A 25,371-nucleotide genomic window follows, 5' to 3' on the forward strand; every position below is an offset into this window, starting at 1 on the left:
TTCAAATGGCAAAGGCAAAGTTTGAACGTAACAAACCGCACGTTAACATCGGTACTATTGGTCACGTCGACCATGGTAAAACGACTCTGACTGCTGCAATCACTACTGTATTGTCCAAAACTTACGGTGGCGCAGCTATCGCATTCGATCAAATCGACAAAGCTCCTGAAGAGCGCGAACGTGGTATCACAATCTCCACTTCCCACGTTGAATATGAAACTCCTAACCGTCACTACGCTCACGTAGACTGCCCTGGTCACGCCGACTATGTTAAAAACATGATCACTGGCGCAGCGCAAATGGACGGAGCTATCCTGGTTGTATCCGCAGCTGATGGCCCAATGCCACAAACTCGCGAGCACATCCTGTTGTCCCGTCAAGTAGGCGTTCCTTACATCGTTGTCTTCTTGAACAAATGCGACATGGTTGAAGACGAAGAGTTGTTGGAATTGGTTGAAATGGAAGTTCGCGACTTGCTTAGCGAGTATGACTTCCCAGGCGACGATACTCCAATCATCCGTGGTTCTGCTCGTGAAGCTCTGCAAAACCCAGATGGCGATTACGCTAAAAAAATCATCGAAATGTTTGAAACAATCGATGAGTACATTCCACTTCCTGAGCGTCAAACTGACAAGCCTTTCTTGATGCCTGTCGAAGACGTATTCTCCATCACTGGCCGCGGTACTGTGGCAACTGGTCGCGTAGAACGCGGAACAGTTAAAGTCGGAGAAGAAATCGAAATCGTTGGTATTCACGAAGATACTAAGAAATCCGTAGTTACGGGCGTAGAAATGTTCCGTAAATTGCTGGATTCCGCTCAAGCTGGGGACAACATCGGAGCATTGCTTCGTGGTGTTGACCGTAACATGATCGAGCGTGGCCAAGTATTGGCTAAGCCGAACTCCGTTAAACCACACACTGAGTTCACTGCTCAAATTTACGTTCTGACAAAAGAAGAAGGTGGCCGTCACAAGCCTTTCTTCACTGGATACCGTCCACAGTTCTACTTCCGTACAACTGACGTAACTGGTATCATCAACTTGCCAGAAGGTACTGAAATGGTTATGCCTGGTGATAACATCTCCGTAACCGTACAACTGATCTCCCCAATCGCTATTGAAGAAGGTACTAAATTCTCCATTCGCGAAGGTGGCCGTACAGTTGGTGCTGGTAGCGTAGCTTCTATCCAAAAATAATAATTCGACTTCTATCTGCGGGTAGATTCCGAATTACAAACACCCCTGATTCTTCTTGCGGAGAATCAGGGGCTTTTTTGTTTTTTCTGAGAATAATGTATTATTCGACACCAATTGATAATAAAGCATAACAATATGATCTTTTTCTACATAATTCGTCAAATTACAACAATCAATTGTTTACAATTATACTAATGATAGAGTAAAATGAAGGAGGAATAATAATGTAAAATAATAGGAATTGTGGGAGAGTGGTAATATGGGGAAATGTCCTTTTTCCTTCATGCATGCGTTAACTGCACGTAATAATAATGTGGATTCTCCTGCCTCTCATTCCTTAGACTTCAAGGATCAGAATCATTCTGTGGCAGAGTCTTTTCATAAGCTGGATGGACATGGTGAGCTTAACGAGCAGATGAGAATGATTGATCTAACTGAAGCAGATTTGAACTTACTACGCAGGGTGAAACCTGTTGTTGAGCAGAATATAGACTATATCATTGATCAATTTTACAATTCGGTATTAGGCGTAAATAAACTTGAAGCTATTATTTTAGAGCATAGCAGTATAGACAGGTTAAAAACTACTCTTCGTGGGCATATTCTAGAGATTTTTAATGGAAAAGTTGATGATGAGTACATAGCAAAGCGTCTAATGATCGCTAATATTCATAAAAAAGTAGGGCTTGAGCCCAAATGGTACTTATCTGCTTTTCAGAATCTTCAGAACGTATTTATACGCGTTATATATAATGAAACAAACGATGATAATACACGCCTTCGAGTGGTTCAGACCGTGACCAAACTCCTTAACCTTGAGCAGCAGCTGGTTCTAGAAGAATATGAGAAGGAGAACATAAAAGAGAAGGAAGAGCAATATCTATTGGTGAAAAATGAATTAAAACAAAAAATTTCAGAGTTTAGCGTTGAATTGATAGATTATAGCATCGATACTAATGCTGCTGTGAAGCAGCTAGTGGCAAGCAGCAATGAAGTAAGTAGAACATTCCAACGTACGGCTGCATCCGCCCTGGAGTCACAGGGATTAGCTACAGATGGGCATGAACACTTGGGTGATTTGACTGAGCAAATTAATCTTATATATCAGACCACCAGTGAGATGGAAGACTCGATCATTGAGTTAAGCGATTCCTCTAAGCAAATTCAAAAAATTGTGTACTCAGTAAGGGAAATTGCCGATCAGACTAAAATCCTCTCACTTAATGCAACGATTGAAGCCGCTAGAGCCGGTGAGCATGGTAGAGGTTTTAGTGTGGTTGCTCAAGAAGTTAGCCGACTTGCAGAGGATACTAAGAGTACTGTAATTCAGATTGTAGAGCTAACAAATAAATCTGGTCTACTCACTCAGCAGGTTGTAGAAGAGATTCGTAAGGTGCAGGAGTTAACTAAGAATGGGAAGCACCAATCGGTCGAGACTAGTCTTTTGTTCTCTGATATTGTAGACGCTATGCGTAGCAGTACACAGGAGATTGTAATAGTGGAAGAAGAAATAAGAACCTTAATCCAAACCATTGAGGGGATCGGAACAGCAACGGCTCAGACTGCTTCCTCCGCAGAGTTTTTTAAGTCTGCCACAGAGAATCTTTAACATATATATAGTAGAAGAACAGCGCATGAAAAAAATATGCGTTGTTTTTCTATTTTCGCTTGCAATACTGCTGCCTATTATATATAATAATAAATGTTGTTCTGAGACGTTGCGATGATGTGAGAGGTTACTGACACACCCGGCCCCTTTGCCATGGGGACGAGGTCGGAAAATTTTCACGGAGTATGTCCGATACCAAATTGGGCGATAGAAGGAGGGACTAAAATGGCAAAGCAAAAAATTCGTATTCGCTTGAAAGCATACGACCACAGAATTCTTGATCAATCCGCTGAGAAGATTGTTGAAACAGCAAAACGTTCGGGTGCAGGTGTGTCCGGGCCGATTCCGTTACCAACTGAGAAGCAAATCATTACTATTCTCCGTGCGGTACACAAGTACAAGGATTCCCGTGAACAGTTTGAACAACGGACTCACAAACGTTTGATCGATATTGTGAACCCAACACCACAAACTGTGGATGCCTTGATGCGCTTGGATCTACCGTCCGGTGTAGATATCGAAATCAAATTGTAATTCTATTTTAAGTAACTTAGGAAAAGAAAAGAGGTGTCAACATTGAAAGGTATCTTAGGAAAAAAACTCGGTATGACTCAAGTGTTTACTCCAGAAGGTAACGTAATTCCTGTTACTGTTATCGAAGCAGGCCCTTGTGTAGTACTGCAAAAGAAAGACCTGAATATCGACGGATATGAAGCAGTGCAATTGGGCTTTTCTGATAAAAAAGAAAAACGCGCCAATAAGCCTGAACAGGGTCACGCCAAAAAGGCAAATGCAACACCTAAGCGCTACGTTCGTGAAATTCGCGGTGTTGATCTCGGGTCTCTCGAGGTTGGACAAGAGCTGAAGGCTGATATCTTTGCTGAGGGCGAATTTGTTGACGTAACTGGTACATCTAAAGGTAAAGGTTTCCAAGGTAACATCAAACGTTGGGGACAAAGTCGCGGACCAATGGCACACGGATCGCGTTACCACAGAAGACCGGGTTCCATGGGTTCTATCCAAGCTAACCGTGTTCCTAAGGGCAAACGCCTTCCAGGACATATGGGTCACACGACTATTACGGTTCAAAAGCTTGAAATTATCAAGGTTGATGTTGAACGTAACGTATTGCTGGTTAAAGGCGCTATCCCAGGTCCTAAAAACAGCTTCGTGAAAGTTAAACAAACCGTTAAGAAATAATTATTGAAGAAAGGAGGAACATGAAATGCCAAAAGTAACACTTTTTAATATTAGTGGCAACGAAGTTGGTGAAGTGGAACTGAGCGATACAGTATTCGGTATTGAACCGAATGAGCACGTTCTACATGAAGCTGCGCTTATGCAAAGAGCTTCCCTACGTCGTGGTACACACAAAGTAAAAGGACGTTCTGAAGTTCGTGGCGGTGGACGTAAACCTTGGAAACAAAAAGGTACAGGTCGCGCTCGTCAAGGCTCCATTCGTTCTCCACAATGGAAAGGCGGCGGCGTTGTCTTCGGACCAACACCACGTAGCTATTCCTGGAAACTGCCTAAGAAGGTTCGTCGTTTGGCGATCAAATCCGCTTTGTCCTCGAAAGTACTCGAGAATGACATTATCGTATTGGATAGCTTGACAATGAATGCTCCGAAGACGAAAGAATTCGCAGCAATCTTGAACAACCTGAAAGTAGATCGTAAAGCGTTGATCGTAGCTACTAGCTATGATGATAACGTAGCACTTTCCGCTCGTAACATCCCTGGGGTGAAATTCGTAGCGGCTGACGGCATTAATGTTCTTGACGTACTGACGTACGACAAACTGATCATCACTAAAGAAGCAGTTCTGAAGGTAGAGGAGGTGTTCGCGTAATGAAAGATCCTCGTGATATTATCAAACGTCCGGTGATTACGGAACGTACTTCCGACTACATGAGCGAAATGAAATACGCTTTTGAAGTGGATATCCGTGCTAACAAAACCGAAATCAAAAAAGCTGTCGAGGCTATTTTCAAAGTAAAAGTAACTAATGTGAACACAATGCGCGTACCTGGCAAACTGAAACGTTATGGTAAATATTCTGGTTACACTCCAGAGTGGAAAAAAGCCATCGTTAAGCTTAGCCCGGACAGCAAACCGCTTGAGTTTTTTGAAGCGGTAGAATAATACTCTGTTGAAGTAAGGAGGGAACTACAGTGCCAATCAAAAAGTACAAACCGACCTCTCCGGCAAGACGCGCTATGTCCGTGTCTACGTTTGAAGAAATTACAACAAACCAGCCAGAGAAATCGTTGCTTTCTCCGCTGTTCAAACATGCGGGACGCAACAACCAAGGTAAAATTACGGTTCGTCACCATGGCGGCGGACACAAACGTAAATACCGTATTATCGACTTCAAGCGGACTAAAGACGGCATACCAGGTAGCGTTGCTACAATCGAGTATGACCCGAACCGCACATCTAATATTGCTTTGATCCACTATGCTGATGGAGAGAAACGTTATATCATCGCTCCTAAAGGTCTAAGAGTTGGGGATAAAGTAGAGTCAGGTCCTGCGGCCGACATCAAAATTGGTAACAGTCTTCCACTGGAGAATATTCCAGTAGGTACAGTTATCCACAACATTGAGTTGAAACCAGGTAAAGGCGGACAATTGGTTCGTGCAGCTGGTACAGAAGCTCAATTGCTTGGTAAAGAAGAAAAATACTGTTCCGTTCGTTTGTCATCCGGTGAGGTTCGTAAGATCCTTAGCGTATGCCGTGCAACTATCGGTTCCGTAGGTAACGAAGATCACGAATTGATCAAAATCGGTAAAGCTGGACGTAGTCGCTGGCTCGGCCGTCGTCCTGAAGTTCGCGGGGTAGTAATGAACCCTAACGATCACCCACACGGTGGTGGTGAAGGTCGCGCTCCAATCGGACGTAAATCGCCAATGTCTCCATGGGGCAAACCAACCCTTGGTTACAAAACGCGTAAGAAAAACAAGGCATCTGATAAATATATCGTTCGCCGCCGCACTAAATAAGACGCTTCTGGCAAGTTAATAAAGCGCGAAGCGTCGATTCGCGGTTTGAAGAACCGGATGAAGGGAGGATTCACACATGGGTCGCAGTTTAAAGAAGGGGCCGTTTATCGATGGCTACCTGCTTAAAAAAGTTGAGGAACTGAACGAGGCTGAGAAAAAGGTTGTTGTTAAAACTTGGTCCCGTCGCTCAACCATTTTCCCTCAGTTTATCGGACATACGTTTGGTGTATATGACGGCCGTAAACACGTGCCTGTATACGTAACAGAAGATATGGTAGGTCACAAGTTGGGCGAGTTCGCGCCAACACGTACTTACAAAGGCCACGCGGGTGACGATAAGAAAACAAGAAGATAATAATAAGGTCTCTGTTTGAAAGGAGGTTAAACAATGGAAGCAAAAGCACATGCAAGATCGGTGCGAATTTCCGCTCGTAAAGCGAAACTGGTTGTTGACTTGATTCGTGGTAAGCAAGTGGGGGAAGCAATTGCTATTCTTCGCCACACTCCGAAATCCGCTTCTCCGGTCGTTGAAAAGTTGCTTAATTCGGCAATTGCGAATGCTGAGCATAACTATTCTTTGGACGTGAACAGTTTGTTCGTTAGCGAGGTTTTCGTTAACCAAGGACCTACTATGAAACGTTTCCGTCCGCGCGCCATGGGTCGCGCAAGTCGGATCAATAAACGCACGAGCCACATTACACTGGTGGTATCTGAGAAATAAGGAGGGATAACACGTGGGTCAAAAGGTAAATCCAATCGGACTCCGAATCGGTATTATTCGCGATTGGGAATCTAAATGGTATGCAGGAAAAGATTTCGGTACTCTTCTGATGGAAGACGTCAAAATCCGGGAATACCTTAAAGGCAAATTGAAGGATTCCGCTGTTTCCCATATCGAGATCGAAAGAGCGGCTAGCCGCGTGAACGTTACAATTCATACAGCTAAACCAGGTATGGTTATTGGTAAAGGCGGAGCAGAAGTAGAAGTACTTCGCAGCGCAGTTACAGCAATCGCTGGTGGCAAAAAAGTACACATCAACATCAATGAAATCAAGCACCCTGAATTGGATGCAATTCTTGTAGCTGAGAGTATTGCTCAACAATTGGAACGTCGTGTATCGTTCCGTCGTGCCCTCAAACAAGCGATTCAAAGAACTATGCGTTCTGGCGCAAAAGGGATTAAAACTCAAGTGGGCGGACGTCTTGGCGGAGCTGAGATTGCTCGTTCAGAAGGTTATAGCGAAGGAACAGTTCCACTTCATACGCTTCGTGCCGATATCGATTACGGAACGGCTGAAGCACATACAACTTACGGTCTTATCGGCGTAAAAGTATGGATCTACCGTGGAGAAGTTCTTCCCCCAGCTAAGAAACAAGCTGCTCAGGAAGGAGGCAACTAATCATGTTGGTACCAAAACGCGTAAAACACCGCAAGCAACAACGCGGACACATGAAGGGTATGGCAAAAGGCGGTACTGAATTGAACTTCGGCGAATTCGGCCTGGTTGCACTTGAACCGTCTTGGATCACTAACCGTCAGATCGAAGCTGCTCGTATCGCGATGACACGTTATATCAAACGTGGCGGTCAAGTTTGGATCAAGATTTTCCCAGATAAACCTATTACTCAAAAGCCTCTCGAGGTTCGTATGGGTAGTGGTAAAGGTAACGTTGAGAAATGGGTAGCCGTAGTTAAACCGGGCAAGATTATGTTCGAACTCGGAGGCGTGTCGGAAGAAATCGCTCGTGAAGCGATGCGTCTTGCCGCTCACAAGCTGCCTGTAAAGACTAAGTTTGTGAAACGTGAAGAATTGGGTGGTGAAGCAAATGAAAGCTAATGAACTTCGCAACTTAACCACTGCTGAGATTGAACAAAAGATCGCTGGATTCAAAGAGGAACTTTTTAATCTCCGTTTTCAATTGGCAACTGGCCAATTGGACAACCCAACTCGGATTCGTGACGTGCGTAAGGAAATAGCTCGTGCTAAAACCGTGATCCATCAAAGAGTGCTTGGGATTAGTTAAGTGAGACGGATCGCAGATCCGTATTCAGGAAGGAGGCTAACTAATGAGTGAAGAACGTAATGCACGTAAAGTGCTAATCGGTAAAGTGGTCAGTGATAAAATGGATAAAACCATCGTAGTTGCTGTTGAAACCTATAAGAAACACAATTTGTACCACAAACGCATCAAGTCTACGAAGAAATTCAAAGCACATGATGAGGGAAATGTTGCAAAGATTGGCGATACCGTAAAACTCATGGAAACTCGTCCGTTGTCTAAGGACAAACGTTGGAGACTAGTTGAAGTGGTAGAAGCAGCGGTTATCATCTAAGATAATCAAGAGAGTTTTTCCGGAAGGAGGAAATTATAATGATTCAACCATTTACACGTTTGCATGTGGCTGACAACTCTGGTGCGAAGGAACTGATGTGTATCCGCGTACTGGGTGGTACTGGACGCCGTACAGCAGCAATCGGTGATTTGATCGTTTGTTCCGTTAAACAAGCAACACCAGGCGGCGTTGTCAAAAAAGGTGATGTTGTTAGAGCGGTAGTTGTTCGTACGAAACGTTCCGTTCGTCGTAAAGATGGATCTTACATCGCATTCGACGAAAATGCAGCTGTTGTTGTTAAAGACGACAGAAGCCCTCGTGGAACACGTATCTTTGGACCAGTTGCTCGCGAACTTCGCGATAAAGACTACATGAAGATCGTTTCCTTGGCACCGGAAGTTATCTAATAAACACGGCACCAATAAGTTGAAGGTTAGTTATAGGAGGTGTAATAAATGCCTAGAGTGAAAAAAGTTCTGGAATCCCATAACAATAAACTGCACGTGAAGAAAGATGACGTGGTGCTTGTGATCAGTGGTAAAGACAAAGGCAAAAAAGGCCGTGTCATCGCTGCTTATCCTCGTGAAAACCGCGTTCTGGTAGAAGGCGTCAATATGGTGAAAAAACACCAAAAGCCGAACCAGCTGAATCCACAGGGTGGAATTATTGAGCAGGAAGCTTCGATTCATGTGTCCAACGTAATGCACATCGATCCGAAGACCGGCAAAGTAACCCGTATCGGTTACAAAGTTTTGGACAATGGTAAAAAAGTTCGGATTGCTAAAAGATCCGGAGAGATTATCGACTAATCTAGCCCTTAAGAAAGGAGGTTAAATCTTCATGGCAGCAAGAATGAAAGAACGTTTTCTTAACGAAATTACACCTGCTTTGATGCAGAAGTTTAACTATACAACTGTTATGCAAGTGCCTAAGATCGAGAAGGTTGTCATCAACATGGGTGTGGGTGACGCTGTTCAAAACTCCAAAGTACTTGATGCTGCAGTTAATGACATGCAGTTGATCGCTGGTCAAAAACCAGTAATCACTAAAGCTAAAAAATCCATCGCTGGTTTCAAACTACGCGAAAATATGCCGATTGGGGTTAAAGTAACACTGCGCGGAGAGCGTATGTATTACTTCTTGGACAAATTGTTCAACGTAACACTTCCACGTGTACGTGACTTCCGTGGTGTTTCCACTAAAGCCTTTGATGGCCGTGGTAACTACACACTTGGTCTTAAAGAACAATTGATCTTCCCCGAGATCGAATATGACAAAGTGGATAAAGTCCGCGGTATGGACATCGTTATTGTAACGACTGCTAAGACGGACGAGGAATCCCGCGAGCTGCTGGGTCAGCTGGGAATGCCTTTCGCAAAATAAAGTCGGTTAATCCATTTTCTCCGAAAATGTTTAGGAGGTGTCAGGCTAAGTGGCAAAAACTTCGATGAAAGTTAAACAACAACGTACGCCTAAGTTTAAAGTGCGTGCATATACACGTTGCGAACGTTGTGGTCGTCCACATTCGGTACTGCAAAAGTTCAAAATTTGCAGAATTTGTTTCCGTGAATTAGCTTATAAAGGCCAGATCCCTGGCGTGAAAAAAGCAAGTTGGTAAGAAGTTTATAAACGGGAAGGAGGTTTACACACATGACTATGTCTGATCCTATTGCAGATATGCTTACTCGTATTCGTAACGCTAACATTGTGCGTCACGAGACGGTAGAAATGCCTGCTTCTACTATGAAGAAACAAATCGCTGACATTTTGAAGCGTGAAGGTTTCATCCGCGATGCGGAATTCGTTGAAGATAGCAAACAAGGGATTATCCGTATCTTCTTGAAATACGGCCCTAACCAAGAGCGTGTTATTTCTGGTTTGAAAAGAATCAGTAAACCAGGCCTTCGCGTATACACGAAGAGCAATGAAGTGCCTCGTGTACTCGGTGGTCTAGGAATCGCGATTATCTCCACATCTAAGGGAGTTATGACCGACAAAGAAGCTCGTCAATCAAAATCTGGCGGAGAAGTTGTCTGCTACATTTGGTAATAAACGTCACAAGATAAGGAGGTGCAACACATGTCTCGTATTGGTCGCAAACCAATCGCAGTACCTAGCGGTGTAGATGTCACTTTGGACAACGCCGTTATTACAGTAAAAGGTCCAAAAGGTTCTTTGACTCGTGAGCTTCATAAAGACATGAAGGTTACAGTTGAAAATAACGAAATTACCGTTGTTCGCCCGTCGGATAACAAATTGCATCGTTCACTTCACGGCACAACCCGCTCCGTTGTCAACAACATGGTAGCAGGTGTGACTGAAGGTTTCTCGAAATCTCTGGAACTGGTTGGGGTCGGATATCGTGCAAGCAAATCCGGAGATAAAATCGTTCTGAACGTTGGTTATTCCCACCCGGTTGAAATTACACCGGAAGCTGGTATCGAGTTCGAAGTTCCTGCGAACACGAAGATCATCGTTAAAGGTATCGATAAAGAACGCGTTGGCGCATACGCTGCTAAAATCCGTTCCGTTCGTGAACCAGAACCGTATAAAGGTAAAGGTATCAAATATGAAGGCGAGCGTATCATCCGCAAAGAAGGTAAAGCTGGTAAGAAGAAATAACCAGTTTAAACTTAATTGTAAGATACCCCGTGCATCTTAAAGTGAAGCTGTTTACGGCAAACTGAAGGGAGTGAAAGGGAAGTCATGATTACAAAAGAAGATAAAAACAAGGCTCGTCTCAAAAGACACCTGCGTGTTCGTAAGAAGATCCAGGGAACTACTGAGCGTCCACGTTTGAACGTATTCCGTTCTTCGAAACACATCTACGCTCAACTGATCGATGATGTTAAAGGGGTTACTATCGTATCCGCTTCTACACTTGATAAAGATCTGAGCGCTAATATCGGTAATGGCGGTAGCGTTGAAGCTGCAGCGAAAGTTGGCCAATTGGTCGCTGAGCGTGCCAAAGAAAAAGGATATGCAGTGGTCGTATTCGACCGCGGAGGTTACTTGTACCATGGACGGATTCAAGCATTGGCTGATGCAGCTCGTGAAGCTGGTCTTGAATTCTAGAATAATTCTTAAAAGGAGGTTAACGACTTGCGTGTAGATCCGAACAGTTTAGAACTGACAGAAAGAGTTGTACACATTAACCGTGTTGCAAAAGTTGTAAAAGGCGGACGCCGTTTCAGCTTTAGTGCACTTGTTGTTGTGGGCGACGGCAACGGCTACGTCGGTGCTGGTATCGGTAAAGCCGGCGAAGTTCCGGATGCCATCCGTAAAGGCATTGAAGACGCCAAGAAAAACCTGATTCACATCCCAATCGTAGGAACTTCGATTCCCCATCTCGTTACTGGACACTTCGGCGCAGGACGCGTGTTGTTGAAACCAGCATCAGAGGGTACTGGCGTTATCGCTGGCGGTCCAGTTCGTGCGGTATTGGAATTGGCAGGCGTTGGCGACATTTTGACAAAATCACTGGGTTCTTCGAATTCCATGAACATGGTCAATGCAACTTTGGAGGGACTTTCCCGTCTGAAACGCATTGAAGAGGTCGCGAAACTTCGCGGCAAATCTGTCGAAGAATTGCGCGGTTAAGGAGGGGAACGTCAATGGCAAAATTGCAAATTACCCTCGTACGTAGTGTAATCGGACGTCCAGAAACACAACGTGTTACTGTTAAGACGCTCGGCCTGCGTAAACTCAACACGACAGTGGTTCACAATGACAGTCCTGCAATTCGCGGAATGATCAATAAAGTGAGTCACTTGCTATCTGTAACTGAAATTGAAGGCTAAACGCCTCGCATAAATTAACAAACATAAGGAGGTGCAAACGATGAAGTTACATGAACTTGCTCCAGCTCCTGGTTCCCGCAAAGAACGCAATCGCGTTGGTCGTGGTCCTAGTAGCGGAAATGGTAAAACTTCCGGTCGCGGTCACAAAGGTCAAAACTCACGTTCTGGCGGTGGTGTTCGTCCGGGCTTCGAGGGTGGACAAAATCCGCTCTATCGTCGTCTGCCTAAACGTGGTTTCGTCAATCCTACCCGTAAAGAGTATGCGATTGTGAACCTGGAAGATCTGAATAGCTTTGCAGAAGGAACTGAAGTGACTCCGCAGTTGTTGCTTGAAACTGGTGTTGTCAAGAATTCCAAAAGCGGCATCAAGATTCTCGGCAACGGTGAGTTGACCGTAAAATTGACTGTACAAGCAAATAAGTTCTCTCAATCTGCGGTAGAGAAAATCGAGGCTGCCGGCGGTAAAACCGAGGTGATCTAATGTTCAAGACGCTTAAGAATATCTGGCATGTTGAAGATTTGCGCAAAAAGATCCTGTTTACCTTGTTCATTCTGTTTATCTACCGTATCGGTTCGTTTGTTCCGGTTCCTGGTGTAAACAAAGATGTACTGGCAACAGCAAATCAGAGCGGTGACGCTTTGATGGGACTATTGAACACCTTCTCGGGCGGAGCGCTCAAAAACTTCTCGATATTTGCGATCAGTATTTATCCGTACATTACAGCATCCATCATCGTGCAATTGCTGTCGATGGATGTTGTTCCTAAGTTTGCTGAATGGGCTAAACAAGGGGAGCACGGAAAAAAACAATTGGCGCAAATCACTCGTTACGGTACAGTGATATTAGCCCTGATCCAAGGTTTTGCTACGTCGATAGGGTTTAACCGGATATACAATACTCAAATGATGCCGAATGCGACATTTGCTGATTACTTGCTGGTTGCCATTATCTTGACGGCAGGTACTTCTTTCTTGATGTGGCTTGGTGAACAGATTACCGAAAAGGGAATCGGGAACGGGATTTCGATCCTGATTTTTGCGGGAATCGTCGCCGCCATACCGGGATATATCACAAGTACGGCTAACTCAAGTTTTATTCAGCCGGATCAGGTGTTCCTGAATATTCTTAAAGTCGTTATTGTGCTGATTGTGATTGTAGCGATTATTACAGCAGTTATCTTCGTGCAGCAAGGTATTCGGAAGATTCCTGTTCAATATGCTAAACGCGTAGTTGGCAACAAAATGTACGGTGGACAGAATACACATATTCCGCTGAAAATTAATGCGGCTGGTGTAATTCCGGTAATTTTCGCCGTATCATTGCTTCAGTTCCCAGTTGTTCTCTCCAGTTTCTGGTCAACACATGCCTGGGCACAATGGATTACCAAATATTTGGCAACCGATGCTCCGCTTGGTATGCTTCTGTATGTAGTGATGATCATCGGGTTTACGTTCTTCTATACGTTCGTGCAGATGAATCCTCAGCAGATGGCCGATAACATGAAGAAGAATGGTGGTTACATCCCAGGTATCCGTCCTGGTAAAGCTACAGAGAAATATCTGACTAGAGTAATGTCTCGTTTGACTATGTCAGGCGCGTTGTTCCTAGCTTTGATCTCTGTACTACCGATGTTCTTCGGTGCTTTATCCGGATTGCCCAAAGAAGTTCGAATTGGTGGTACTGCGCTCCTTATCGTAATCGGCGTGGCATTGGATACTATGAAGCAGATCGAGAGCCATTTGATCAAACGCCATTACAAAGGCTTCATCAATAAATAGGTGATAGGTTCCGGTGAAGCTTAAGTTTTTATTCTTCCCGGCACCTATTATGCTGTTTCTTGCTTGGTGGCGAACTTTTGGGGGGAGAGAGAAATCGTGAACATTTTATTCATGGGCCCTCCTGGGGCAGGCAAGGGAACACAAGCGGCAGAAATCGTTAAAGAATTTGGTATTCCTCATATTTCGACAGGAGATGCTTTCCGTTTGGCAATCAAACAGGAAACTCCGGTTGGATTGAAGGCCAAATCATTTATAGATCAAGGTTTGCTTGTACCAGATGATGTGACCATTGGGATAGTCGAAGAACGGCTGCAGCAGTCCGATTGCGAAAAAGGATTTCTATTGGATGGTTTTCCAAGAACTCTTTCGCAAGCGGAAGCGCTGGATGATATTCTTAGCCGTTTGAACACTTCTTTGGATCATGTCATCAACTTGAATGTTGACCGTGGATTGCTAATGGCGCGTCTTACTGGACGTCGTATCTGCAGCGTTTGCGGAGCATCCTACCATTTAATCTTCAACCCGCCGAAGCAAGATGGCATTTGCGACATTGATGGCGGTGAATTATATCAACGTCCGGATGACAACGAAGAAAGTGTAGGCAAGCGCCTGGATGAGTATGATAATAAAACAGCGCCGCTGCTTGCGTTTTATGATAATAAAGGTCTTTTGCGTCAGGTAAACGGGGAAAACGAAATTAATGTCGTTACTTCTGAAATCGTGTCTTTAATGCGGGGTTAATGTAATGATCATTTGTAAATCCGAACAGGAACTTGCCTTTATGAGGGAAGCTGGTCGAATTGTTGCCGAGAGTCACCGTCTTATTGCTCAGGCCATTGAGCCTGGCATTACTACGGGCGAGCTCGACAGAATCGCCGATCAATACATTCGCAGTCAAGATGCTGTGCCGTCTTTCAAAGGCTACAACGGTTTTCCTGCCAGCATTTGCGCTTCAGTCAACGAACAATTGGTGCATGGATTTCCAGGTAAACGTAAACTGATCGAAGGCGATATTGTTACGCTGGATATCGGTGCAGAGTACCGCGGTTATCACGGTGATTCCGCCTGGACCTACGGTGTGGGCAGCATTTCCGAAGAGGCTCAGCGTTTGCTGGACGTTACGGAAGGCTCCTTGTACGCGGGACTGGCGTTAGTTAAGCCGGATGTGCGCTTGTTTACAATCTCCCATGCTATTCAGCAATACATCGAAGAGGCTGGTTTCTCAGTCGTACGTGAGTATGTTGGTCATGGTATTGGGGCAAAACTGCATGAAGAACCGCAAATTCCGAATTATGGCATAGCGGACCGCGGACCACGTCTGAAACCGGGTATGGTGCTCGCGATTGAGCCGATGGTAAACGCAGGAAAGAGACATGTCAGAACACTGGAAGATAACTGGACTGTCGTTACGGTTGATGGCTCACTATGTGCTCACTTCGAGCATACAGTAGCAGTTACTCCGGACGGCATGGAAATTTTCACAAAACTGAATGCGTAGGTGATCTCCACTTGAATACTGTGAGCAGCCCGCAGGTTGGTCAATTAGTGAGAATTCTCAAAGGCAAAGATGCCGGAGAGGCAGCCGTTGTTATCGCAGTTGTTGATAGCAGATTTGTATACATTGCAGATGGAGACAAACGTAAGTTTGATGGGCCAAAGAAGAAGAATATTCTTCATCTTGAGCTCATACCCTTCATCAGCAGTGAGGTTGTGGACAGTTTGAAGGAAACTGGGCGGGTAACAAACGGAAAGCTGCGATTCGCAGTCATGAAGTATGCTGGACCCACCGGAATAAGTGCTGATGAGAAAGGAGACTAACTGTGGCTAAGGAAGATGTCATTGAAGTAGAAGGTACTGTCCTTGAACCGTTGCCAAATGCAACGTTTAAGGTTGAGCTTGAGAACGGTCATCAAATACTTGCCCATGTATCCGGTAAATTGCGGATGCACTTTATCCGTATTTTGACCGGAGACAAAGTGGTCGTGCAGTTATCGCCTTATGATTTATCAAAAGGTCGTATAACTTACCGTAAATAGATGGGAACTACGAAAAAAGTTTTGCTTCGCAAAACTTTGAGGAGGTAATTAACATGAAGGTAAGACCTTCTGTAAAGCCCATTTGCGAGAAATGTAAAGTAATCCGCCGCAAAGGGACTGTTATGGTGATTTGCGAAAATCCGAAACACAAACAAAAACAAGGTTAAGAAGGGGGTGTAGCGTAAAATGGCTCGTATAGCTGGAGTGGATTTGCCACGTGACAAACGCGTTGAGATCGCCTTGACTTATATTTTCGGAATCGGTAAAACGACTTCTCAGAAAATTCTTAATGAAACAGGCATTAGCGCTAATACACGTGTCCGTGATTTGACGGAAGATGAAGTCAGCAAACTGCGTGAAACGATCGACAAAACGGTTAAGGTTGAAGGTGACCTGCGTCGTGAAATTTCCTTAAATATTAAACGTCTTACTGAGATCGGCTGTTACCGCGGTGTTCGCCACCGTCGTGGATTGCCTGTTCGCGGTCAACGTACTAAAACGAATGCCCGTACCCGGAAAGGCCCGCGTCGTACGGTAGCAAACAAAAAGAAATAATAAGGGGGGATAAGAGACAATGGCTAAACCGAAAAAAGTCGTACGTACCAAACGTCGCGACCGTAAAAATATCGAATCCGGCGTGGCACATATTCGTTCCACGTTCAACAACACCATCGTTACCATCACGGATCCTCACGGAAATGCAATTTCCTGGGCAAGCTCCGGCGGCCAAGGATTTAAAGGTTCCCGTAAGTCCACTCCATTCGCAGCGCAAATGGCAGCTGAATCAGCAGCTAAAGCAGCTATGGAGCACGGCATGAAGTCGGTTGAGGTTATGGTTAAAGGACCGGGCGCGGGCCGCGAAGCAGCCATCCGTTCCCTTCAAGCTGCAGGGCTTGAAGTTAACCTTATTAAAGACGTAACTCCGGTTCCTCACAATGGATGCCGTCCGCCTAAGCGTCGTCGCGTATAGTGAAATCAGTATTGTGAATGTGGTATAATTCTGACGCATCTGCTAATAATAGGTGTTTAGGCATACTACATGATGCACCTGATGGGGTGACAGTTTCATATAGGAGCGACGTTGAAGGAGGGGTAAACTCGTGATAGAAATCGAAAAGCCGAAGATTGAGACCGTAGAAGCTAATGATGAAGGTACCTATGGGAAATTCGTAGTTGAACCGCTGGAACGTGGGTATGGCACGACTCTGGGGAACTCGCTTCGCCGGATATTGCTTTCTTCGCTTCCAGGAGCCGCAGTGACTTCGGTCCAAATTGACGGCGTTCTGCATGAGTTCTCGACCGTTCCAGGCGTAATGGAAGATGTGACGGAAATCATTCTGAACCTTAAAGCCTTGTCTCTGAAGATTCATTCAGACGAGGAAAAAGTGTTCGAGATTGATGCTGAAGGGGAAGGCATCGTTACCGCAGGTGATATCCGTGCGGACAGCGATGTTGAGATCCTCAATCCGGATCTTCACATTGCAACGCTGGGACCTGGTGCGAGACTTCATATGCGTATTTTTGCAGGCCGTGGTCGCGGCTATGTCCAAGCGGACCGGAACAAACGTGACGATCAGCCAATTGGTGTTATTCCAGTTGACTCCATCTACACTCCAATTTCACGCGTTAACTACGGCATAGACAATACACGTGTTGGTCAAGTGACTAACTATGACAAATTGACGCTTGAAATTTGGACGGATGGAAGTATCAGACCGGAAGAGGCTGTAAGCCTCGGAGCCAAAATTTTGAACGAGCACCTCGTTCTGTTCGTAGGTCTTACGGACGAAGCAAAAGACGCCGAAATTATGGTTGAAAAAGAAGAAGACAAAAAAGAAAAAGTACTTGAGATGACAATCGAAGAGCTTGATCTTTCTGTTCGTTCCTACAACTGCCTCAAACGTGCTGGTATTAATACCGTACAAGAGCTTACCACGAAGACTGAAGAAGATATGATGAAGGTGCGTAACCTTGGTCGCAAATCTTTGGAAGAAGTTCAGGAAAAGCTTGAGGAACTTGGTTTGGGTCTCCGCACAGAAGAATAGCTGCAGATTGCTTTAGTAAAGGAGGGAAAACACAATGGCATACCAAAAATTGGGCCGTGATTCCAGTGCGCGTAAAGCGTTATTTCGCGACATGGTAACGGATCTGTTTTTATACGAGCGCATCCAAACAACGGAAGCTAAAGCGAAAGAAGTTCGTTCTATCGCTGAAAAGCTGATCACTAAAGCTAAAAAAGGTGATCTTCATGCTCGTCGTCAAGTAGCTGCATTTGTTCGCCGCGAGACTGTTGATGGTGAACAAGATGCAATTCAAAAATTGTTCTCTGACATCGCTCCTCGTTACACTGAGCGTCCAGGTGGATACACTCGTATCCTTAAACTAGGACCTCGTCGTGGCGACGCTGCGCCTATGGTTTATCTTGAATTGGTAGACCGCGCGTAGTATCACAAGTATTGATTTCCGATGCTTCCCTTTCATCCAGCCCTCTTTGGAGTAAAGATGGGGGAAATATCAGCGTTATTGTGCTGCAGAGGCGCAAGACTCTGCTGTACTAATAACCGTGGGAATCACCTTGGTTCAATTGAAGGAGCTCCCGCAGGGGCTCTTTTTTTTGAAATTAAGGATCCTATAGGACTTGTAGTTCTATATATGAAAAATGGATGCCGTCCTTCTAGGGACGGCGAAGCCATTTCTTCAAATAGAAGATCAGACAGTGCTTCGATCGACGTTCTGCTGACCGGTTTAAAAAGGAGAACGGAATGCGTAATCTATTGATGAAGGTCAATTATGACGGAACGAATTATGATGGCTTTCAGACCCAGCCTCAGGGCAATACGATTCAGGATCGGCTGGAGCAAGCCATACTCCATCTGACAGGTGAGAAGCTTAAGATTACTGCTTCAGGCCGCACAGATGCCGGAGTACATGCCTATGGCCAGCCTTTTAACTTTACAACCTCCTCTCGAATCCCAACTGAACGTTGGTGTCTAGCGCTTAATGCCCGGCTGCCACAAGACATCGTGGTTACAGAGGCTAGGGAAGTTCCGCTAACGTTTCACTCTCGTAGAGGGGCTAAGCGTAAAACTTACCGATACACGATCAATGGCAACAGGTTTCCAGATCCGTTTCAGCGGCGCTGGCAGCTTCACCATCCAGTGAAGTTGGATATTCCTGCGATGCAGCAAGGCTTAACGCAAATTATAGGGACACATGACTTCACTTCGTTTGCATCACGACGGTCTACGAAGACTTCTCATGTACGAACGATCTTTGAAGCTCATATGGAAGTAGACCGCAGTATGTGCCGACCCTCTTCATCAGATCAAGGAGTTATCCATACTTATATAACGGGTAGTGGATTTCTTCAGCACATGGTTCGCATTATTATGGGGACTTTGATCCATGTGGGGGAAGGTAAAATACCTGCTGATAAGGTTGCTGAAATATTGGCAGCATGTGATCGATCACATGCCGGTCCAACAGCTGTGGCCATGGGGTTAGCTTTGTGGAGTGTTGAATATGACGAGATTGAAAGTGAATAGTTTTTTCTATAAATTTCTTCCTGATTAATAGGTTAAATGTTTAAAAATCACTTGCACTTGTTATGTTTATACTGTAATATAAAAGTTGTGTTTTCTTGATGGCTATCCCACAGCCCCGATCGAGAAAATGCCAAAAAGATGCTTTGCTTAACTCACATAATCGTAATTCAATGAGAAACAAGATATACGAAACAGAAGATTTTCGTACGAGAACAAGGAGGAAACATTCATGCGTACCACCTATATGGCGAAGCCGAACGAAGTTGAACGCAATTGGCACATTATTGATGCCGAAGGCAAAACACTCGGTCGTTTGGCCAGCGAAGCCGCTGCTTTGATCCGTGGCAAACACAAACCGCAATTCACTCCACACGTTGATACAGGAGATTTCGTTATCGTAATCAACGCTGAGAAAATTCACTTGACCGGTAAGAAATTGCAAAACAAAAAATACTACCGTCACTCGATGCACCCAGGTGGTTTGAAAGTTACTAATGCTGAAACTCTGCTGAATACTAAACCAGAACGCGTAATTGAATTCGCGGTTCATGGTATGATTCCTAAGACTCGTCAAGGGGACCACATGAAGCTGAGATTGAAAGTATATGCAGGCGCCGAGCATCCACATGCAGCACAAAAACCTGAAGTTTACGAACTTCGCGGATAAGAATAGAGGAGGACAGTTTCATGGCACAAGTACAATACTATGGGACAGGTCGTCGTAAACATTCGGTAGCACGTGTTCGCCTTGTACCGGGTGAAGGACGCATTGTCATTAACAAACGTGAGATGGACGAATATTTCGGTGTGGAAACACTGAAAATGATCGTAAAACAACCTTTGAACCTGACTGAAACACTGGGCAACTACGATGTAATCGTTCTTGCACATGGTGGCGGCATTTCCGGTCAAGCTGGAGCAATTCGTCACGGTATCTCCCGTGCATTGCTTAAAGTTGACCCTGAATATCGCGGTGCATTGAAGAAAGCCGGCTTCCTGACTCGTGACCCACGTATGAAGGAACGTAAGAAATACGGCTTGAAGGCTGCACGTCGTGCGCCTCAGTTCTCGAAACGTTAATATTTACAGAATTCAACCCTTGGCCATATGGCCAAGGGTTTTATTTTTTGTTGCCCCTTTCCACAAGAAATGGGCTTTTTTTGCATCTATTTACTAATTCTAACGGTTGAAACGCATTGACTTCCTCAGTAAAAGTTATATACTATTTCATATAGAATTAGTTGGTTTTATTACTTCTTTTACCTCATTTATTCATACGATTAATATTTTGGATGGAGGAATACCTTAATGAACCTGCTCGAGAAAGAGGATTTAATCAAAGTTAAGGCCGAAGAATTAGAAACTGCTTCACCCGAGGAAATTATCCGCTGGGCTGTAGAAACATTTCCTAACATTACTTTTGCCTGCAGCTTTGGTGCCGAAGATGTAGTGCTAGTTGATATGCTTCACAAAGTTAGTCCGTCTACAGACGTCTTTTATCTCGATACAGATTATCATTTTAAGGAAACCTATGAGACCCGAGATTTGATGGCAGATAAATACGGGCTGGAGTTCGTACGAGTGTCTCCACAAATCACTCCGCAGGAGCAAGCACTTCAACACGGTGATGCGTTATGGACAGTAGACCCTAACCAATGCTGTGGGATTCGTAAAGTAGAGCCGCTGACTCGTATCCTATCTCAATATGAAGCTTGGATTACAGGGATTCGTCGTGACCAAGCGCCTACCCGTGCTAATGCCAAAAAGGTTGAGTATGATTATAAATTTGGTTTGGTTAAGTTTAATCCAATTGCGGATTGGACAACCGAGGATGTATGGAACTATATTCGTGAAAATGATGTAATTTATAACCCTCTACATGACCGTAACTATCCAAGTATCGGCTGTGAGCAATGTACACGTCAGGTTATGCCTGGTGAAGATCCGCGTGCTGGACGTTGGGCTGGATCAGAGAAGACTGAGTGCGGATTACACAAGTAAGACCTATCCCCGTGAGAACACAGAAGGAGAGACGATAATGACTTCAATACGTCCGCATGGCGGAACATTAGTTAACCGTGTAGTAGAGGGTACAGAAAGAGAAGAATTGCTGGAGCTTGCACGTGAATATAAGGCGCTTGCCGTGAACACTTGGACTTTATCTGATTTGGATCTAATAGCGGTAGGTGCATTTTCTCCACTGACTGGATTTTTGAATGAACAAGATTATCACTCCGTAGTCAAAAACATGCGTTTAGCAGATGGCACAGTGTGGAGCATTCCAATAACACTTGCTGTAGAAGAGGATGTGGCCTCTGGTTTAGCTATTGGAGACAAGGTATCTCTAATCGGTGAAGAGGATGGCGAGATCTACGGTTTATTGGATATTGAGAGTATTTATACGGTTGATCAAAACCTTGAAGCGCAAAATGTATTCAAAACAACAGACCCTGAACATCCAGGAGTAAGTAAGCTGTTGGCCCGCCCGGCTATCTATGTAGGAGGACCAATTACAGTGCTGAATAGACCACAGCCAGAAAAGTTCGGAGAATTTTATTTTGACCCTTCAGCTACACGTAAGATATTTGCAGACAAGGGCTGGAGAACAGTTGTAGGCTTCCAGACGCGTAACCCAGTTCATCGTGCACATGAATATATTCAAAAATGCGCTATGGAGGTTGTAGACGCTCTGTTCTTAAACCCGCTAGTGGGTGAGACGAAGTCTGATGATGTACCGGCAAATGTACGAATGAAGAGCTACCTGGCGCTTTTGGAGAATTATTATCCTGAGGATCGTACCTTTCTAGGTGTTTTCCCGGCGGCCATGCGTTATGCTGGTCCGAGAGAAGCGATTTTTCATGCTATGGTTCGCAAAAATTACGGCTGCACCCATTTTATTGTCGGACGTGACCATGCGGGCGTAGGTGATTACTACGGAACTTATGAAGCGCAAGAAATTTTCGCGAATTTCACCGCTGAGGAACTTGATATTACTCCATTATTTTTTGAACACAGCTTCTTCTGTAAAAAATGCGGAAATATGGCTTCCAGTAAAACCTGCCCACATCCTGGTGATGATCATATGACTTTGTCGGGTACAAAGGTACGGGCTTTGCTTCGGGAGGGTCAATGTCCGCCTCCTGAATTTACGCGACCTGAGGTTGCGCAGATTCTAATTGAAGGCATGACTCAAGAAGTAACAGCTTAGTCATCGTTAGCTAGTACTATTTGGCCTTCTTGTCCCATATAGATGAGTATTATCTATCGGGACGAGGGGGTCTTTGTTATGTCTGGCCGAAAACACAGTAAAGTCTCGGTCTGGATCTCATGGAGCAGTATCAAAAAATGTATGCTGGGCGCGACACTGCTGGCTATAATGATCGGCATTATAGCGTATGACATGCCTACTGCCAAAACGTTAAATTATTGGAGTCTGCCTTTGTCTGGTAAAGTGATCGCTATCGACGCTGGACATGGGGGAGCAGATGGAGGGGCAGTTAGCCGGGAAGGGCTAATTGAGAAAGACATTAATCTTGCAGTCTCTCTTTATTTACGTGATTACCTGCAACAGGCAGGGGCTATTGTTGTGATGACCCGTGAGGGGGATTATGATTTGGCTCAGGAGGGCACTAAGGGCTATTCTAAGCGCAAGACTGAAGATCTTAAGCAAAGAGTAAGAAGTATTGAAGAGAAGGGCGCAGATCTTTTTATAAGCGTTCACATGAACAGTGTGCCTTCGAACCGATGGAGCGGGGCGCAGACCTTTTACTATCCCAATCACAAGGATAATAAAGCTATCGCAGAGTTTGTACAGAGTGAGCTGAAGACTACACTGGAGAATACTGATCGTGTAGCTAAGACTGTAAATACTGTTTATCTACTAAAAGCATTAAAAATACCTGCGATCCTTGTAGAGGTCGGTTTTTTGTCGCACCCTCAGGAATCAGTTCTACTCGGAGATGATGTTTATCAACGCAAGGTAGCGACTAGCATATATCGTGGCATTCTTCGTTATGCTTCCGAGTAGCCGGGACTACTCATCAGGAGATGGGTAATGCTATAATAGACAAAAACTCCGGAAGAATTCTCCTCCGGAAAGGAAACAGAGGTGCTTTCCATGCTGACTAGGGAACATATCCAGGAAATACTGCAGTCAATAACAGACCCGGAAACCGGAAAAAGCCTTGTGGAACTACAGCTGATCCGTGACATTATGATTAAAGAAGATCGTATATCTTTATCAATCGTATGTCTGGATCCTGAAGAGCAAAGTCGCATGGATCTAGAACAACGGGTTCGTGAGTTGCTTGAAGCAGGTGGAGTCACTAATGTGCATATCCGGCTGCGTGATGCAACCGATTATGAACGTGCTCTGCTTCGCGGAGAGAGTGCCGGGGAAGAGCCGTTGGTTGATGAACCGGGGAAACTTAAGGGACATGCAGCTGGCCTTGACGATCATGAATTAATCAATGAGAACTCTGGTGTTAACTTTATCGCCATTGCCAGTGGTAAAGGCGGTGTTGGAAAGTCTACAGTTACTGTGAATTTGGCAGTAGCTTTGGCTAGAAAAGGTAAAAAGGTTGGATTGATTGATGCGGACATTTATGGGTTTAGCATCCCTGATATGATGGGAATCGAAGAGGGACCCGTTGTAGAAGAGGGAATCATTATTCCTGTGGAACGTTTCGGAGTGAAGGTCATGTCTATGGGCTTCTTTATCCGTGAGAATAGTCCGGTAATTTGGCGGGGACCTATGCTTGGCAAAATGCTGCGCCAATTCTTCGGTGATGTGGGCTGGGGAGAACTTGATTATATGCTGCTTGATCTTCCTCCAGGTACAGGTGATGTGGCGCTTGACGTACATCAGATGCTCCCTCACAGCAAAGAGATTATTGTTACTACCCCTCATGCTACCGCAGCGTTTGTGGCGGCTAGAGCGGGCTCTATGGCTCTGCAGACAGAACATGAGATTATTGGGGTCATTGAGAACATGGCTTATTATGAGTGTAAAGACTGCGGTAAAAAAGATTATATTTTTGGCAGAGGCGGAGGCGCTCGGCTTGCGGAGACACTCCATACCGAGCTGCTTGCACAAGTTCCATTGGGCGCACCGGACAACCATATTTCTGAACCGGATTTCTCACCTTCCGTATACAAGGAAGACACAGCTACTGCGTTGTTGTTTGCTGATATCGCTGATAAGCTGATTGCGAAATATGAGCACTAATTATTGTGCATAAAAAGAGGCCGTCCCACTTTGTTAGGTGGGATAAGGCCTCTTTTTTGTTATGTGCTTGAATCATCGCCGCTACCGCTGCCACTTTCACCACCGCTGCCGCTGCCTTCCTGTTTATCGCCGCTTTCGCCGCCCTTTTTCTGTTCCTTCGGTTCGAGCTCGTCCTGAACGACCTTTTTAAGTAAATTCAATACCTCCATCCGGAATAATGGAGTCTGCATAGATTCCTGGATGGTCTTCATGGATTGCTTTCGGTAGTCAGGTGTTTTGGTGAGATTAAGAAACATGGTCATCATTTCTGGAGACTTCATGATTTCCTCGACGGATTTTTGATAGGTGGGATCTTTAATTAGTTGCAGGTGCAATTCTTTGCTTTGTGATTGAATGGCTTTAGCAAAATCGCCTGCGAACTTGGGATCAGTCATAATTTTCTCGATTTCCTTTTGATATTCCGGTGCAGTGAGGGTATCTTTAACAGCGGTTTTTATATCCTCTGTTGTTTGAAGTGGCATCATTTTCATACTCATTCCGCTGGTGCCTCCAGAACTGGAATTTGATAATGATTCCTCAACTGCTTTTTTTCCATCTTCACTTTTTAATATATCAATAACCATGGTCTTCATTTCTTTATAACTGCCCTGACCAGAAGAAGAACTGCTCTGCTCACTTCCGCAAGCCGTTAAGGCCATAACAAAGCTTAAAGCCAAACCCACAGATCCGATAAATCTCCATTTCATTGGCGCTGCCCTCCTTTATTAGGATTCTCCAGTTGTATTATGCCGCATTAACACACATTTATGTTGCTGATGTAATGGTGTTTTGTCGGTATCCTTG

Annotated in this window: 41 protein-coding genes; 40 read left to right on the plus strand and 1 reads right to left on the minus strand. The window is 44.8% G+C overall.

Features of this window, described 5'->3' with window-relative positions; genetic code table 11:
• Positions 1-5: 5 nt before the first annotated feature.
• The 40 genes from tuf to MKY14_RS29970 all read left to right on the plus strand — a co-directional run bounded on the left by tuf (position 6) and on the right by MKY14_RS29970 (position 24,528).
• Positions 6-1,196, plus strand: a complete 1,191-nt coding sequence (gene tuf, locus MKY14_RS29775; RefSeq protein ID WP_036680523.1) for an elongation factor Tu — start codon at positions 6-8, stop codon at positions 1,194-1,196.
• Positions 1,197-1,455: 259 nt separating this feature from the next.
• A complete protein-coding gene (locus MKY14_RS29780) occupies positions 1,456-2,805 on the plus strand; it encodes a globin-coupled sensor protein (RefSeq protein WP_340978015.1) in 1,350 nt (449 codons plus the stop codon).
• A gap of 225 nt (positions 2,806-3,030) precedes the next feature.
• On the plus strand, positions 3,031-3,339 hold the full coding sequence (gene rpsJ, locus MKY14_RS29785; RefSeq protein ID WP_017692074.1) for a 30S ribosomal protein S10: 309 nt from the start codon (positions 3,031-3,033) through the stop codon (positions 3,337-3,339).
• Between the two features lie 42 nt (positions 3,340-3,381).
• Entirely contained in the window at positions 3,382-4,005 is a 624-nt protein-coding gene (gene rplC / locus MKY14_RS29790; protein WP_340978017.1) for a 50S ribosomal protein L3, read from the plus strand.
• A 25-nt stretch (positions 4,006-4,030) separates the two neighbouring features.
• On the plus strand, positions 4,031-4,654 hold the full coding sequence (rplD, locus tag MKY14_RS29795) for a 50S ribosomal protein L4 (protein ID WP_036680536.1): 624 nt from the start codon (positions 4,031-4,033) through the stop codon (positions 4,652-4,654).
• Complete coding sequence (rplW, locus tag MKY14_RS29800; RefSeq protein ID WP_036680537.1) at positions 4,654-4,947, plus strand: 50S ribosomal protein L23; 294 nt, start codon at positions 4,654-4,656, stop codon at positions 4,945-4,947. Before rplD ends, rplW begins: the two co-directional genes overlap by 1 nt.
• Before the next feature lie 29 nt (positions 4,948-4,976).
• The gene (gene rplB / locus MKY14_RS29805) at positions 4,977-5,807 is read left to right on the plus strand and encodes a 50S ribosomal protein L2 (RefSeq protein ID WP_036680541.1); all 831 of its coding nucleotides are present in this window, start codon (positions 4,977-4,979) and stop codon (positions 5,805-5,807) included.
• Positions 5,808-5,883: 76 nt separating this feature from the next.
• Entirely contained in the window at positions 5,884-6,162 is a 279-nt protein-coding gene (gene rpsS, locus MKY14_RS29810) for a 30S ribosomal protein S19 (RefSeq protein ID WP_036652940.1), read from the plus strand.
• Between the two features lie 33 nt (positions 6,163-6,195).
• The gene (gene rplV / locus MKY14_RS29815; RefSeq protein WP_036680546.1) at positions 6,196-6,528 is read left to right on the plus strand and encodes a 50S ribosomal protein L22; all 333 of its coding nucleotides are present in this window, start codon (positions 6,196-6,198) and stop codon (positions 6,526-6,528) included.
• Positions 6,529-6,541: 13 nt separating this feature from the next.
• Entirely contained in the window at positions 6,542-7,207 is a 666-nt protein-coding gene (rpsC, locus tag MKY14_RS29820) for a 30S ribosomal protein S3 (RefSeq protein WP_038573452.1), read from the plus strand.
• A 2-nt stretch (positions 7,208-7,209) separates the two neighbouring features.
• Positions 7,210-7,644, plus strand: coding sequence for a 50S ribosomal protein L16 (gene rplP, locus MKY14_RS29825; protein ID WP_036680552.1), 435 nt, complete (start codon positions 7,210-7,212; stop codon positions 7,642-7,644).
• Positions 7,634-7,831, plus strand: a complete 198-nt coding sequence (gene rpmC / locus MKY14_RS29830) for a 50S ribosomal protein L29 (RefSeq protein ID WP_019908232.1) — start codon at positions 7,634-7,636, stop codon at positions 7,829-7,831. Before rplP ends, rpmC begins: the two co-directional genes overlap by 11 nt.
• 43 nt (positions 7,832-7,874) lie before the next feature.
• Positions 7,875-8,141, plus strand: coding sequence for a 30S ribosomal protein S17 (gene rpsQ / locus MKY14_RS29835; RefSeq protein ID WP_036680554.1), 267 nt, complete (start codon positions 7,875-7,877; stop codon positions 8,139-8,141).
• Between the two features lie 38 nt (positions 8,142-8,179).
• On the plus strand, positions 8,180-8,548 hold the full coding sequence (rplN, locus tag MKY14_RS29840; protein WP_036680556.1) for a 50S ribosomal protein L14: 369 nt from the start codon (positions 8,180-8,182) through the stop codon (positions 8,546-8,548).
• Between the two features lie 48 nt (positions 8,549-8,596).
• Positions 8,597-8,950 carry a 50S ribosomal protein L24 gene (gene rplX, locus MKY14_RS29845; RefSeq protein ID WP_076099615.1) on the plus strand — a complete coding sequence of 118 codons (354 nt, stop codon included), beginning with the start codon at positions 8,597-8,599 and terminating at the stop codon, positions 8,948-8,950.
• A 31-nt stretch (positions 8,951-8,981) separates the two neighbouring features.
• Positions 8,982-9,524: a 50S ribosomal protein L5 gene (gene rplE, locus MKY14_RS29850; protein WP_036680558.1), complete on the plus strand. Its 543-nt coding sequence runs from the start codon at positions 8,982-8,984 to the stop codon at positions 9,522-9,524.
• Between the two features lie 49 nt (positions 9,525-9,573).
• Positions 9,574-9,759: a type Z 30S ribosomal protein S14 gene (locus MKY14_RS29855; RefSeq protein WP_013312154.1), complete on the plus strand. Its 186-nt coding sequence runs from the start codon at positions 9,574-9,576 to the stop codon at positions 9,757-9,759.
• Positions 9,760-9,791: 32 nt separating this feature from the next.
• Positions 9,792-10,190: a 30S ribosomal protein S8 gene (gene rpsH / locus MKY14_RS29860; protein ID WP_036680560.1), complete on the plus strand. Its 399-nt coding sequence runs from the start codon at positions 9,792-9,794 to the stop codon at positions 10,188-10,190.
• A 30-nt stretch (positions 10,191-10,220) separates the two neighbouring features.
• The gene (rplF, locus tag MKY14_RS29865; protein WP_036680562.1) at positions 10,221-10,763 is read left to right on the plus strand and encodes a 50S ribosomal protein L6; all 543 of its coding nucleotides are present in this window, start codon (positions 10,221-10,223) and stop codon (positions 10,761-10,763) included.
• Between the two features lie 84 nt (positions 10,764-10,847).
• Positions 10,848-11,216, plus strand: a complete 369-nt coding sequence (rplR, locus tag MKY14_RS29870) for a 50S ribosomal protein L18 (protein ID WP_036680564.1) — start codon at positions 10,848-10,850, stop codon at positions 11,214-11,216.
• 27 nt (positions 11,217-11,243) lie between these two features.
• Complete coding sequence (gene rpsE / locus MKY14_RS29875; RefSeq protein ID WP_036652980.1) at positions 11,244-11,741, plus strand: 30S ribosomal protein S5; 498 nt, start codon at positions 11,244-11,246, stop codon at positions 11,739-11,741.
• Positions 11,742-11,755: 14 nt separating this feature from the next.
• Positions 11,756-11,941, plus strand: a complete 186-nt coding sequence (gene rpmD / locus MKY14_RS29880) for a 50S ribosomal protein L30 (RefSeq protein ID WP_036680567.1) — start codon at positions 11,756-11,758, stop codon at positions 11,939-11,941.
• 40 nt (positions 11,942-11,981) lie between these two features.
• Positions 11,982-12,422, plus strand: coding sequence for a 50S ribosomal protein L15 (gene rplO, locus MKY14_RS29885; protein ID WP_036680569.1), 441 nt, complete (start codon positions 11,982-11,984; stop codon positions 12,420-12,422).
• On the plus strand, positions 12,422-13,720 hold the full coding sequence (secY, locus tag MKY14_RS29890; RefSeq protein WP_076194816.1) for a preprotein translocase subunit SecY: 1,299 nt from the start codon (positions 12,422-12,424) through the stop codon (positions 13,718-13,720). The genes rplO and secY overlap by 1 nt, the downstream gene beginning before the upstream one ends.
• Before the next feature lie 96 nt (positions 13,721-13,816).
• Entirely contained in the window at positions 13,817-14,461 is a 645-nt protein-coding gene (locus tag MKY14_RS29895) for an adenylate kinase (protein ID WP_038573451.1), read from the plus strand.
• Between the two features lie 4 nt (positions 14,462-14,465).
• The gene (gene map / locus MKY14_RS29900; RefSeq protein WP_038573450.1) at positions 14,466-15,218 is read left to right on the plus strand and encodes a type I methionyl aminopeptidase; all 753 of its coding nucleotides are present in this window, start codon (positions 14,466-14,468) and stop codon (positions 15,216-15,218) included.
• 11 nt (positions 15,219-15,229) lie between these two features.
• On the plus strand, positions 15,230-15,538 hold the full coding sequence (locus tag MKY14_RS29905; protein ID WP_036680581.1) for a KOW domain-containing RNA-binding protein: 309 nt from the start codon (positions 15,230-15,232) through the stop codon (positions 15,536-15,538).
• Between the two features lie 2 nt (positions 15,539-15,540).
• Positions 15,541-15,756 carry a translation initiation factor IF-1 gene (infA, locus tag MKY14_RS29910; RefSeq protein WP_036652996.1) on the plus strand — a complete coding sequence of 72 codons (216 nt, stop codon included), beginning with the start codon at positions 15,541-15,543 and terminating at the stop codon, positions 15,754-15,756.
• Positions 15,757-15,809: 53 nt separating this feature from the next.
• Positions 15,810-15,923, plus strand: a complete 114-nt coding sequence (gene rpmJ / locus MKY14_RS29915) for a 50S ribosomal protein L36 (RefSeq protein WP_003322638.1) — start codon at positions 15,810-15,812, stop codon at positions 15,921-15,923.
• A gap of 19 nt (positions 15,924-15,942) precedes the next feature.
• Positions 15,943-16,311 carry a 30S ribosomal protein S13 gene (gene rpsM / locus MKY14_RS29920; RefSeq protein WP_036680583.1) on the plus strand — a complete coding sequence of 123 codons (369 nt, stop codon included), beginning with the start codon at positions 15,943-15,945 and terminating at the stop codon, positions 16,309-16,311.
• Positions 16,312-16,330: 19 nt separating this feature from the next.
• Positions 16,331-16,726: a 30S ribosomal protein S11 gene (gene rpsK / locus MKY14_RS29925; RefSeq protein ID WP_019908251.1), complete on the plus strand. Its 396-nt coding sequence runs from the start codon at positions 16,331-16,333 to the stop codon at positions 16,724-16,726.
• Between the two features lie 130 nt (positions 16,727-16,856).
• Positions 16,857-17,801, plus strand: a complete 945-nt coding sequence (locus MKY14_RS29930) for a DNA-directed RNA polymerase subunit alpha (protein ID WP_036680585.1) — start codon at positions 16,857-16,859, stop codon at positions 17,799-17,801.
• Between the two features lie 34 nt (positions 17,802-17,835).
• The gene (rplQ, locus tag MKY14_RS29935; RefSeq protein ID WP_019908254.1) at positions 17,836-18,201 is read left to right on the plus strand and encodes a 50S ribosomal protein L17; all 366 of its coding nucleotides are present in this window, start codon (positions 17,836-17,838) and stop codon (positions 18,199-18,201) included.
• A 317-nt stretch (positions 18,202-18,518) separates the two neighbouring features.
• On the plus strand, positions 18,519-19,301 hold the full coding sequence (gene truA, locus MKY14_RS29940; RefSeq protein ID WP_036680587.1) for a tRNA pseudouridine(38-40) synthase TruA: 783 nt from the start codon (positions 18,519-18,521) through the stop codon (positions 19,299-19,301).
• Positions 19,302-19,530: 229 nt separating this feature from the next.
• Positions 19,531-19,968: a 50S ribosomal protein L13 gene (gene rplM / locus MKY14_RS29945; protein WP_036680589.1), complete on the plus strand. Its 438-nt coding sequence runs from the start codon at positions 19,531-19,533 to the stop codon at positions 19,966-19,968.
• 20 nt (positions 19,969-19,988) lie between these two features.
• Positions 19,989-20,381 carry a 30S ribosomal protein S9 gene (rpsI, locus tag MKY14_RS29950; protein ID WP_025706574.1) on the plus strand — a complete coding sequence of 131 codons (393 nt, stop codon included), beginning with the start codon at positions 19,989-19,991 and terminating at the stop codon, positions 20,379-20,381.
• Between the two features lie 228 nt (positions 20,382-20,609).
• A complete protein-coding gene (locus MKY14_RS29955; protein ID WP_036680616.1) occupies positions 20,610-21,302 on the plus strand; it encodes a phosphoadenylyl-sulfate reductase in 693 nt (230 codons plus the stop codon).
• A gap of 37 nt (positions 21,303-21,339) precedes the next feature.
• Positions 21,340-22,509: a sulfate adenylyltransferase gene (gene sat / locus MKY14_RS29960; RefSeq protein WP_076309047.1), complete on the plus strand. Its 1,170-nt coding sequence runs from the start codon at positions 21,340-21,342 to the stop codon at positions 22,507-22,509.
• Between the two features lie 78 nt (positions 22,510-22,587).
• A complete protein-coding gene (gene cwlD / locus MKY14_RS29965) occupies positions 22,588-23,328 on the plus strand; it encodes an N-acetylmuramoyl-L-alanine amidase CwlD (RefSeq protein ID WP_038573445.1) in 741 nt (246 codons plus the stop codon).
• A 90-nt stretch (positions 23,329-23,418) separates the two neighbouring features.
• The gene (locus MKY14_RS29970; RefSeq protein ID WP_076130012.1) at positions 23,419-24,528 is read left to right on the plus strand and encodes an Mrp/NBP35 family ATP-binding protein; all 1,110 of its coding nucleotides are present in this window, start codon (positions 23,419-23,421) and stop codon (positions 24,526-24,528) included.
• Between the two features lie 59 nt (positions 24,529-24,587).
• Here MKY14_RS29970 and gerD read toward each other — a convergent pair whose 3' ends face one another.
• On the minus strand, positions 24,588-25,274 hold the full coding sequence (gene gerD, locus MKY14_RS29975) for a spore germination lipoprotein GerD (RefSeq protein WP_036680627.1): 687 nt from the start codon (positions 25,272-25,274) through the stop codon (positions 24,588-24,590).
• Between the last annotated feature and the right edge of the window lie 97 nt (positions 25,275-25,371).

Origin of the sequence: Paenibacillus sp. FSL R5-0887 (assembly GCF_038002305.1) — a bacterium.
Lineage (GTDB): Bacteria > Bacillota > Bacilli > Paenibacillales > Paenibacillaceae > Paenibacillus_AQ > Paenibacillus_AQ odorifer.

Coding starts and splice junctions, on each gene's coding strand:
- tuf (WP_036680523.1), top strand. CDS start 6: ATGGCAAAGGCAAAGTTTGAACGTAACAAACCGCACGTTAACATCGGT.
- MKY14_RS29780 (WP_340978015.1), top strand. CDS start 1,456: ATGGGGAAATGTCCTTTTTCCTTCATGCATGCGTTAACTGCACGTAAT.
- rpsJ (WP_017692074.1), top strand. CDS start 3,031: ATGGCAAAGCAAAAAATTCGTATTCGCTTGAAAGCATACGACCACAGA.
- rplD (WP_036680536.1), top strand. CDS start 4,031: ATGCCAAAAGTAACACTTTTTAATATTAGTGGCAACGAAGTTGGTGAA.
- rplW (WP_036680537.1), top strand. CDS start 4,654: ATGAAAGATCCTCGTGATATTATCAAACGTCCGGTGATTACGGAACGT.
- rpsS (WP_036652940.1), top strand. CDS start 5,884: ATGGGTCGCAGTTTAAAGAAGGGGCCGTTTATCGATGGCTACCTGCTT.
- rplV (WP_036680546.1), top strand. CDS start 6,196: ATGGAAGCAAAAGCACATGCAAGATCGGTGCGAATTTCCGCTCGTAAA.
- rplP (WP_036680552.1), top strand. CDS start 7,210: ATGTTGGTACCAAAACGCGTAAAACACCGCAAGCAACAACGCGGACAC.
- rpmC (WP_019908232.1), top strand. CDS start 7,634: ATGAAAGCTAATGAACTTCGCAACTTAACCACTGCTGAGATTGAACAA.
- rpsQ (WP_036680554.1), top strand. CDS start 7,875: ATGAGTGAAGAACGTAATGCACGTAAAGTGCTAATCGGTAAAGTGGTC.
- rplN (WP_036680556.1), top strand. CDS start 8,180: ATGATTCAACCATTTACACGTTTGCATGTGGCTGACAACTCTGGTGCG.
- rplX (WP_076099615.1), top strand. CDS start 8,597: ATGCCTAGAGTGAAAAAAGTTCTGGAATCCCATAACAATAAACTGCAC.
- rplE (WP_036680558.1), top strand. CDS start 8,982: ATGGCAGCAAGAATGAAAGAACGTTTTCTTAACGAAATTACACCTGCT.
- rpsH (WP_036680560.1), top strand. CDS start 9,792: ATGACTATGTCTGATCCTATTGCAGATATGCTTACTCGTATTCGTAAC.
- rplF (WP_036680562.1), top strand. CDS start 10,221: ATGTCTCGTATTGGTCGCAAACCAATCGCAGTACCTAGCGGTGTAGAT.
- rplR (WP_036680564.1), top strand. CDS start 10,848: ATGATTACAAAAGAAGATAAAAACAAGGCTCGTCTCAAAAGACACCTG.
- rpmD (WP_036680567.1), top strand. CDS start 11,756: ATGGCAAAATTGCAAATTACCCTCGTACGTAGTGTAATCGGACGTCCA.
- rplO (WP_036680569.1), top strand. CDS start 11,982: ATGAAGTTACATGAACTTGCTCCAGCTCCTGGTTCCCGCAAAGAACGC.
- secY (WP_076194816.1), top strand. CDS start 12,422: ATGTTCAAGACGCTTAAGAATATCTGGCATGTTGAAGATTTGCGCAAA.
- map (WP_038573450.1), top strand. CDS start 14,466: ATGATCATTTGTAAATCCGAACAGGAACTTGCCTTTATGAGGGAAGCT.
- rpmJ (WP_003322638.1), top strand. CDS start 15,810: ATGAAGGTAAGACCTTCTGTAAAGCCCATTTGCGAGAAATGTAAAGTA.
- rpsM (WP_036680583.1), top strand. CDS start 15,943: ATGGCTCGTATAGCTGGAGTGGATTTGCCACGTGACAAACGCGTTGAG.
- rpsK (WP_019908251.1), top strand. CDS start 16,331: ATGGCTAAACCGAAAAAAGTCGTACGTACCAAACGTCGCGACCGTAAA.
- rplQ (WP_019908254.1), top strand. CDS start 17,836: ATGGCATACCAAAAATTGGGCCGTGATTCCAGTGCGCGTAAAGCGTTA.
- truA (WP_036680587.1), top strand. CDS start 18,519: ATGCGTAATCTATTGATGAAGGTCAATTATGACGGAACGAATTATGAT.
- rplM (WP_036680589.1), top strand. CDS start 19,531: ATGCGTACCACCTATATGGCGAAGCCGAACGAAGTTGAACGCAATTGG.
- rpsI (WP_025706574.1), top strand. CDS start 19,989: ATGGCACAAGTACAATACTATGGGACAGGTCGTCGTAAACATTCGGTA.
- MKY14_RS29955 (WP_036680616.1), top strand. CDS start 20,610: ATGAACCTGCTCGAGAAAGAGGATTTAATCAAAGTTAAGGCCGAAGAA.
- sat (WP_076309047.1), top strand. CDS start 21,340: ATGACTTCAATACGTCCGCATGGCGGAACATTAGTTAACCGTGTAGTA.
- cwlD (WP_038573445.1), top strand. CDS start 22,588: ATGTCTGGCCGAAAACACAGTAAAGTCTCGGTCTGGATCTCATGGAGC.
- MKY14_RS29970 (WP_076130012.1), top strand. CDS start 23,419: ATGCTGACTAGGGAACATATCCAGGAAATACTGCAGTCAATAACAGAC.
- gerD (WP_036680627.1), bottom strand. CDS start 25,274: ATGAAATGGAGATTTATCGGATCTGTGGGTTTGGCTTTAAGCTTTGTT.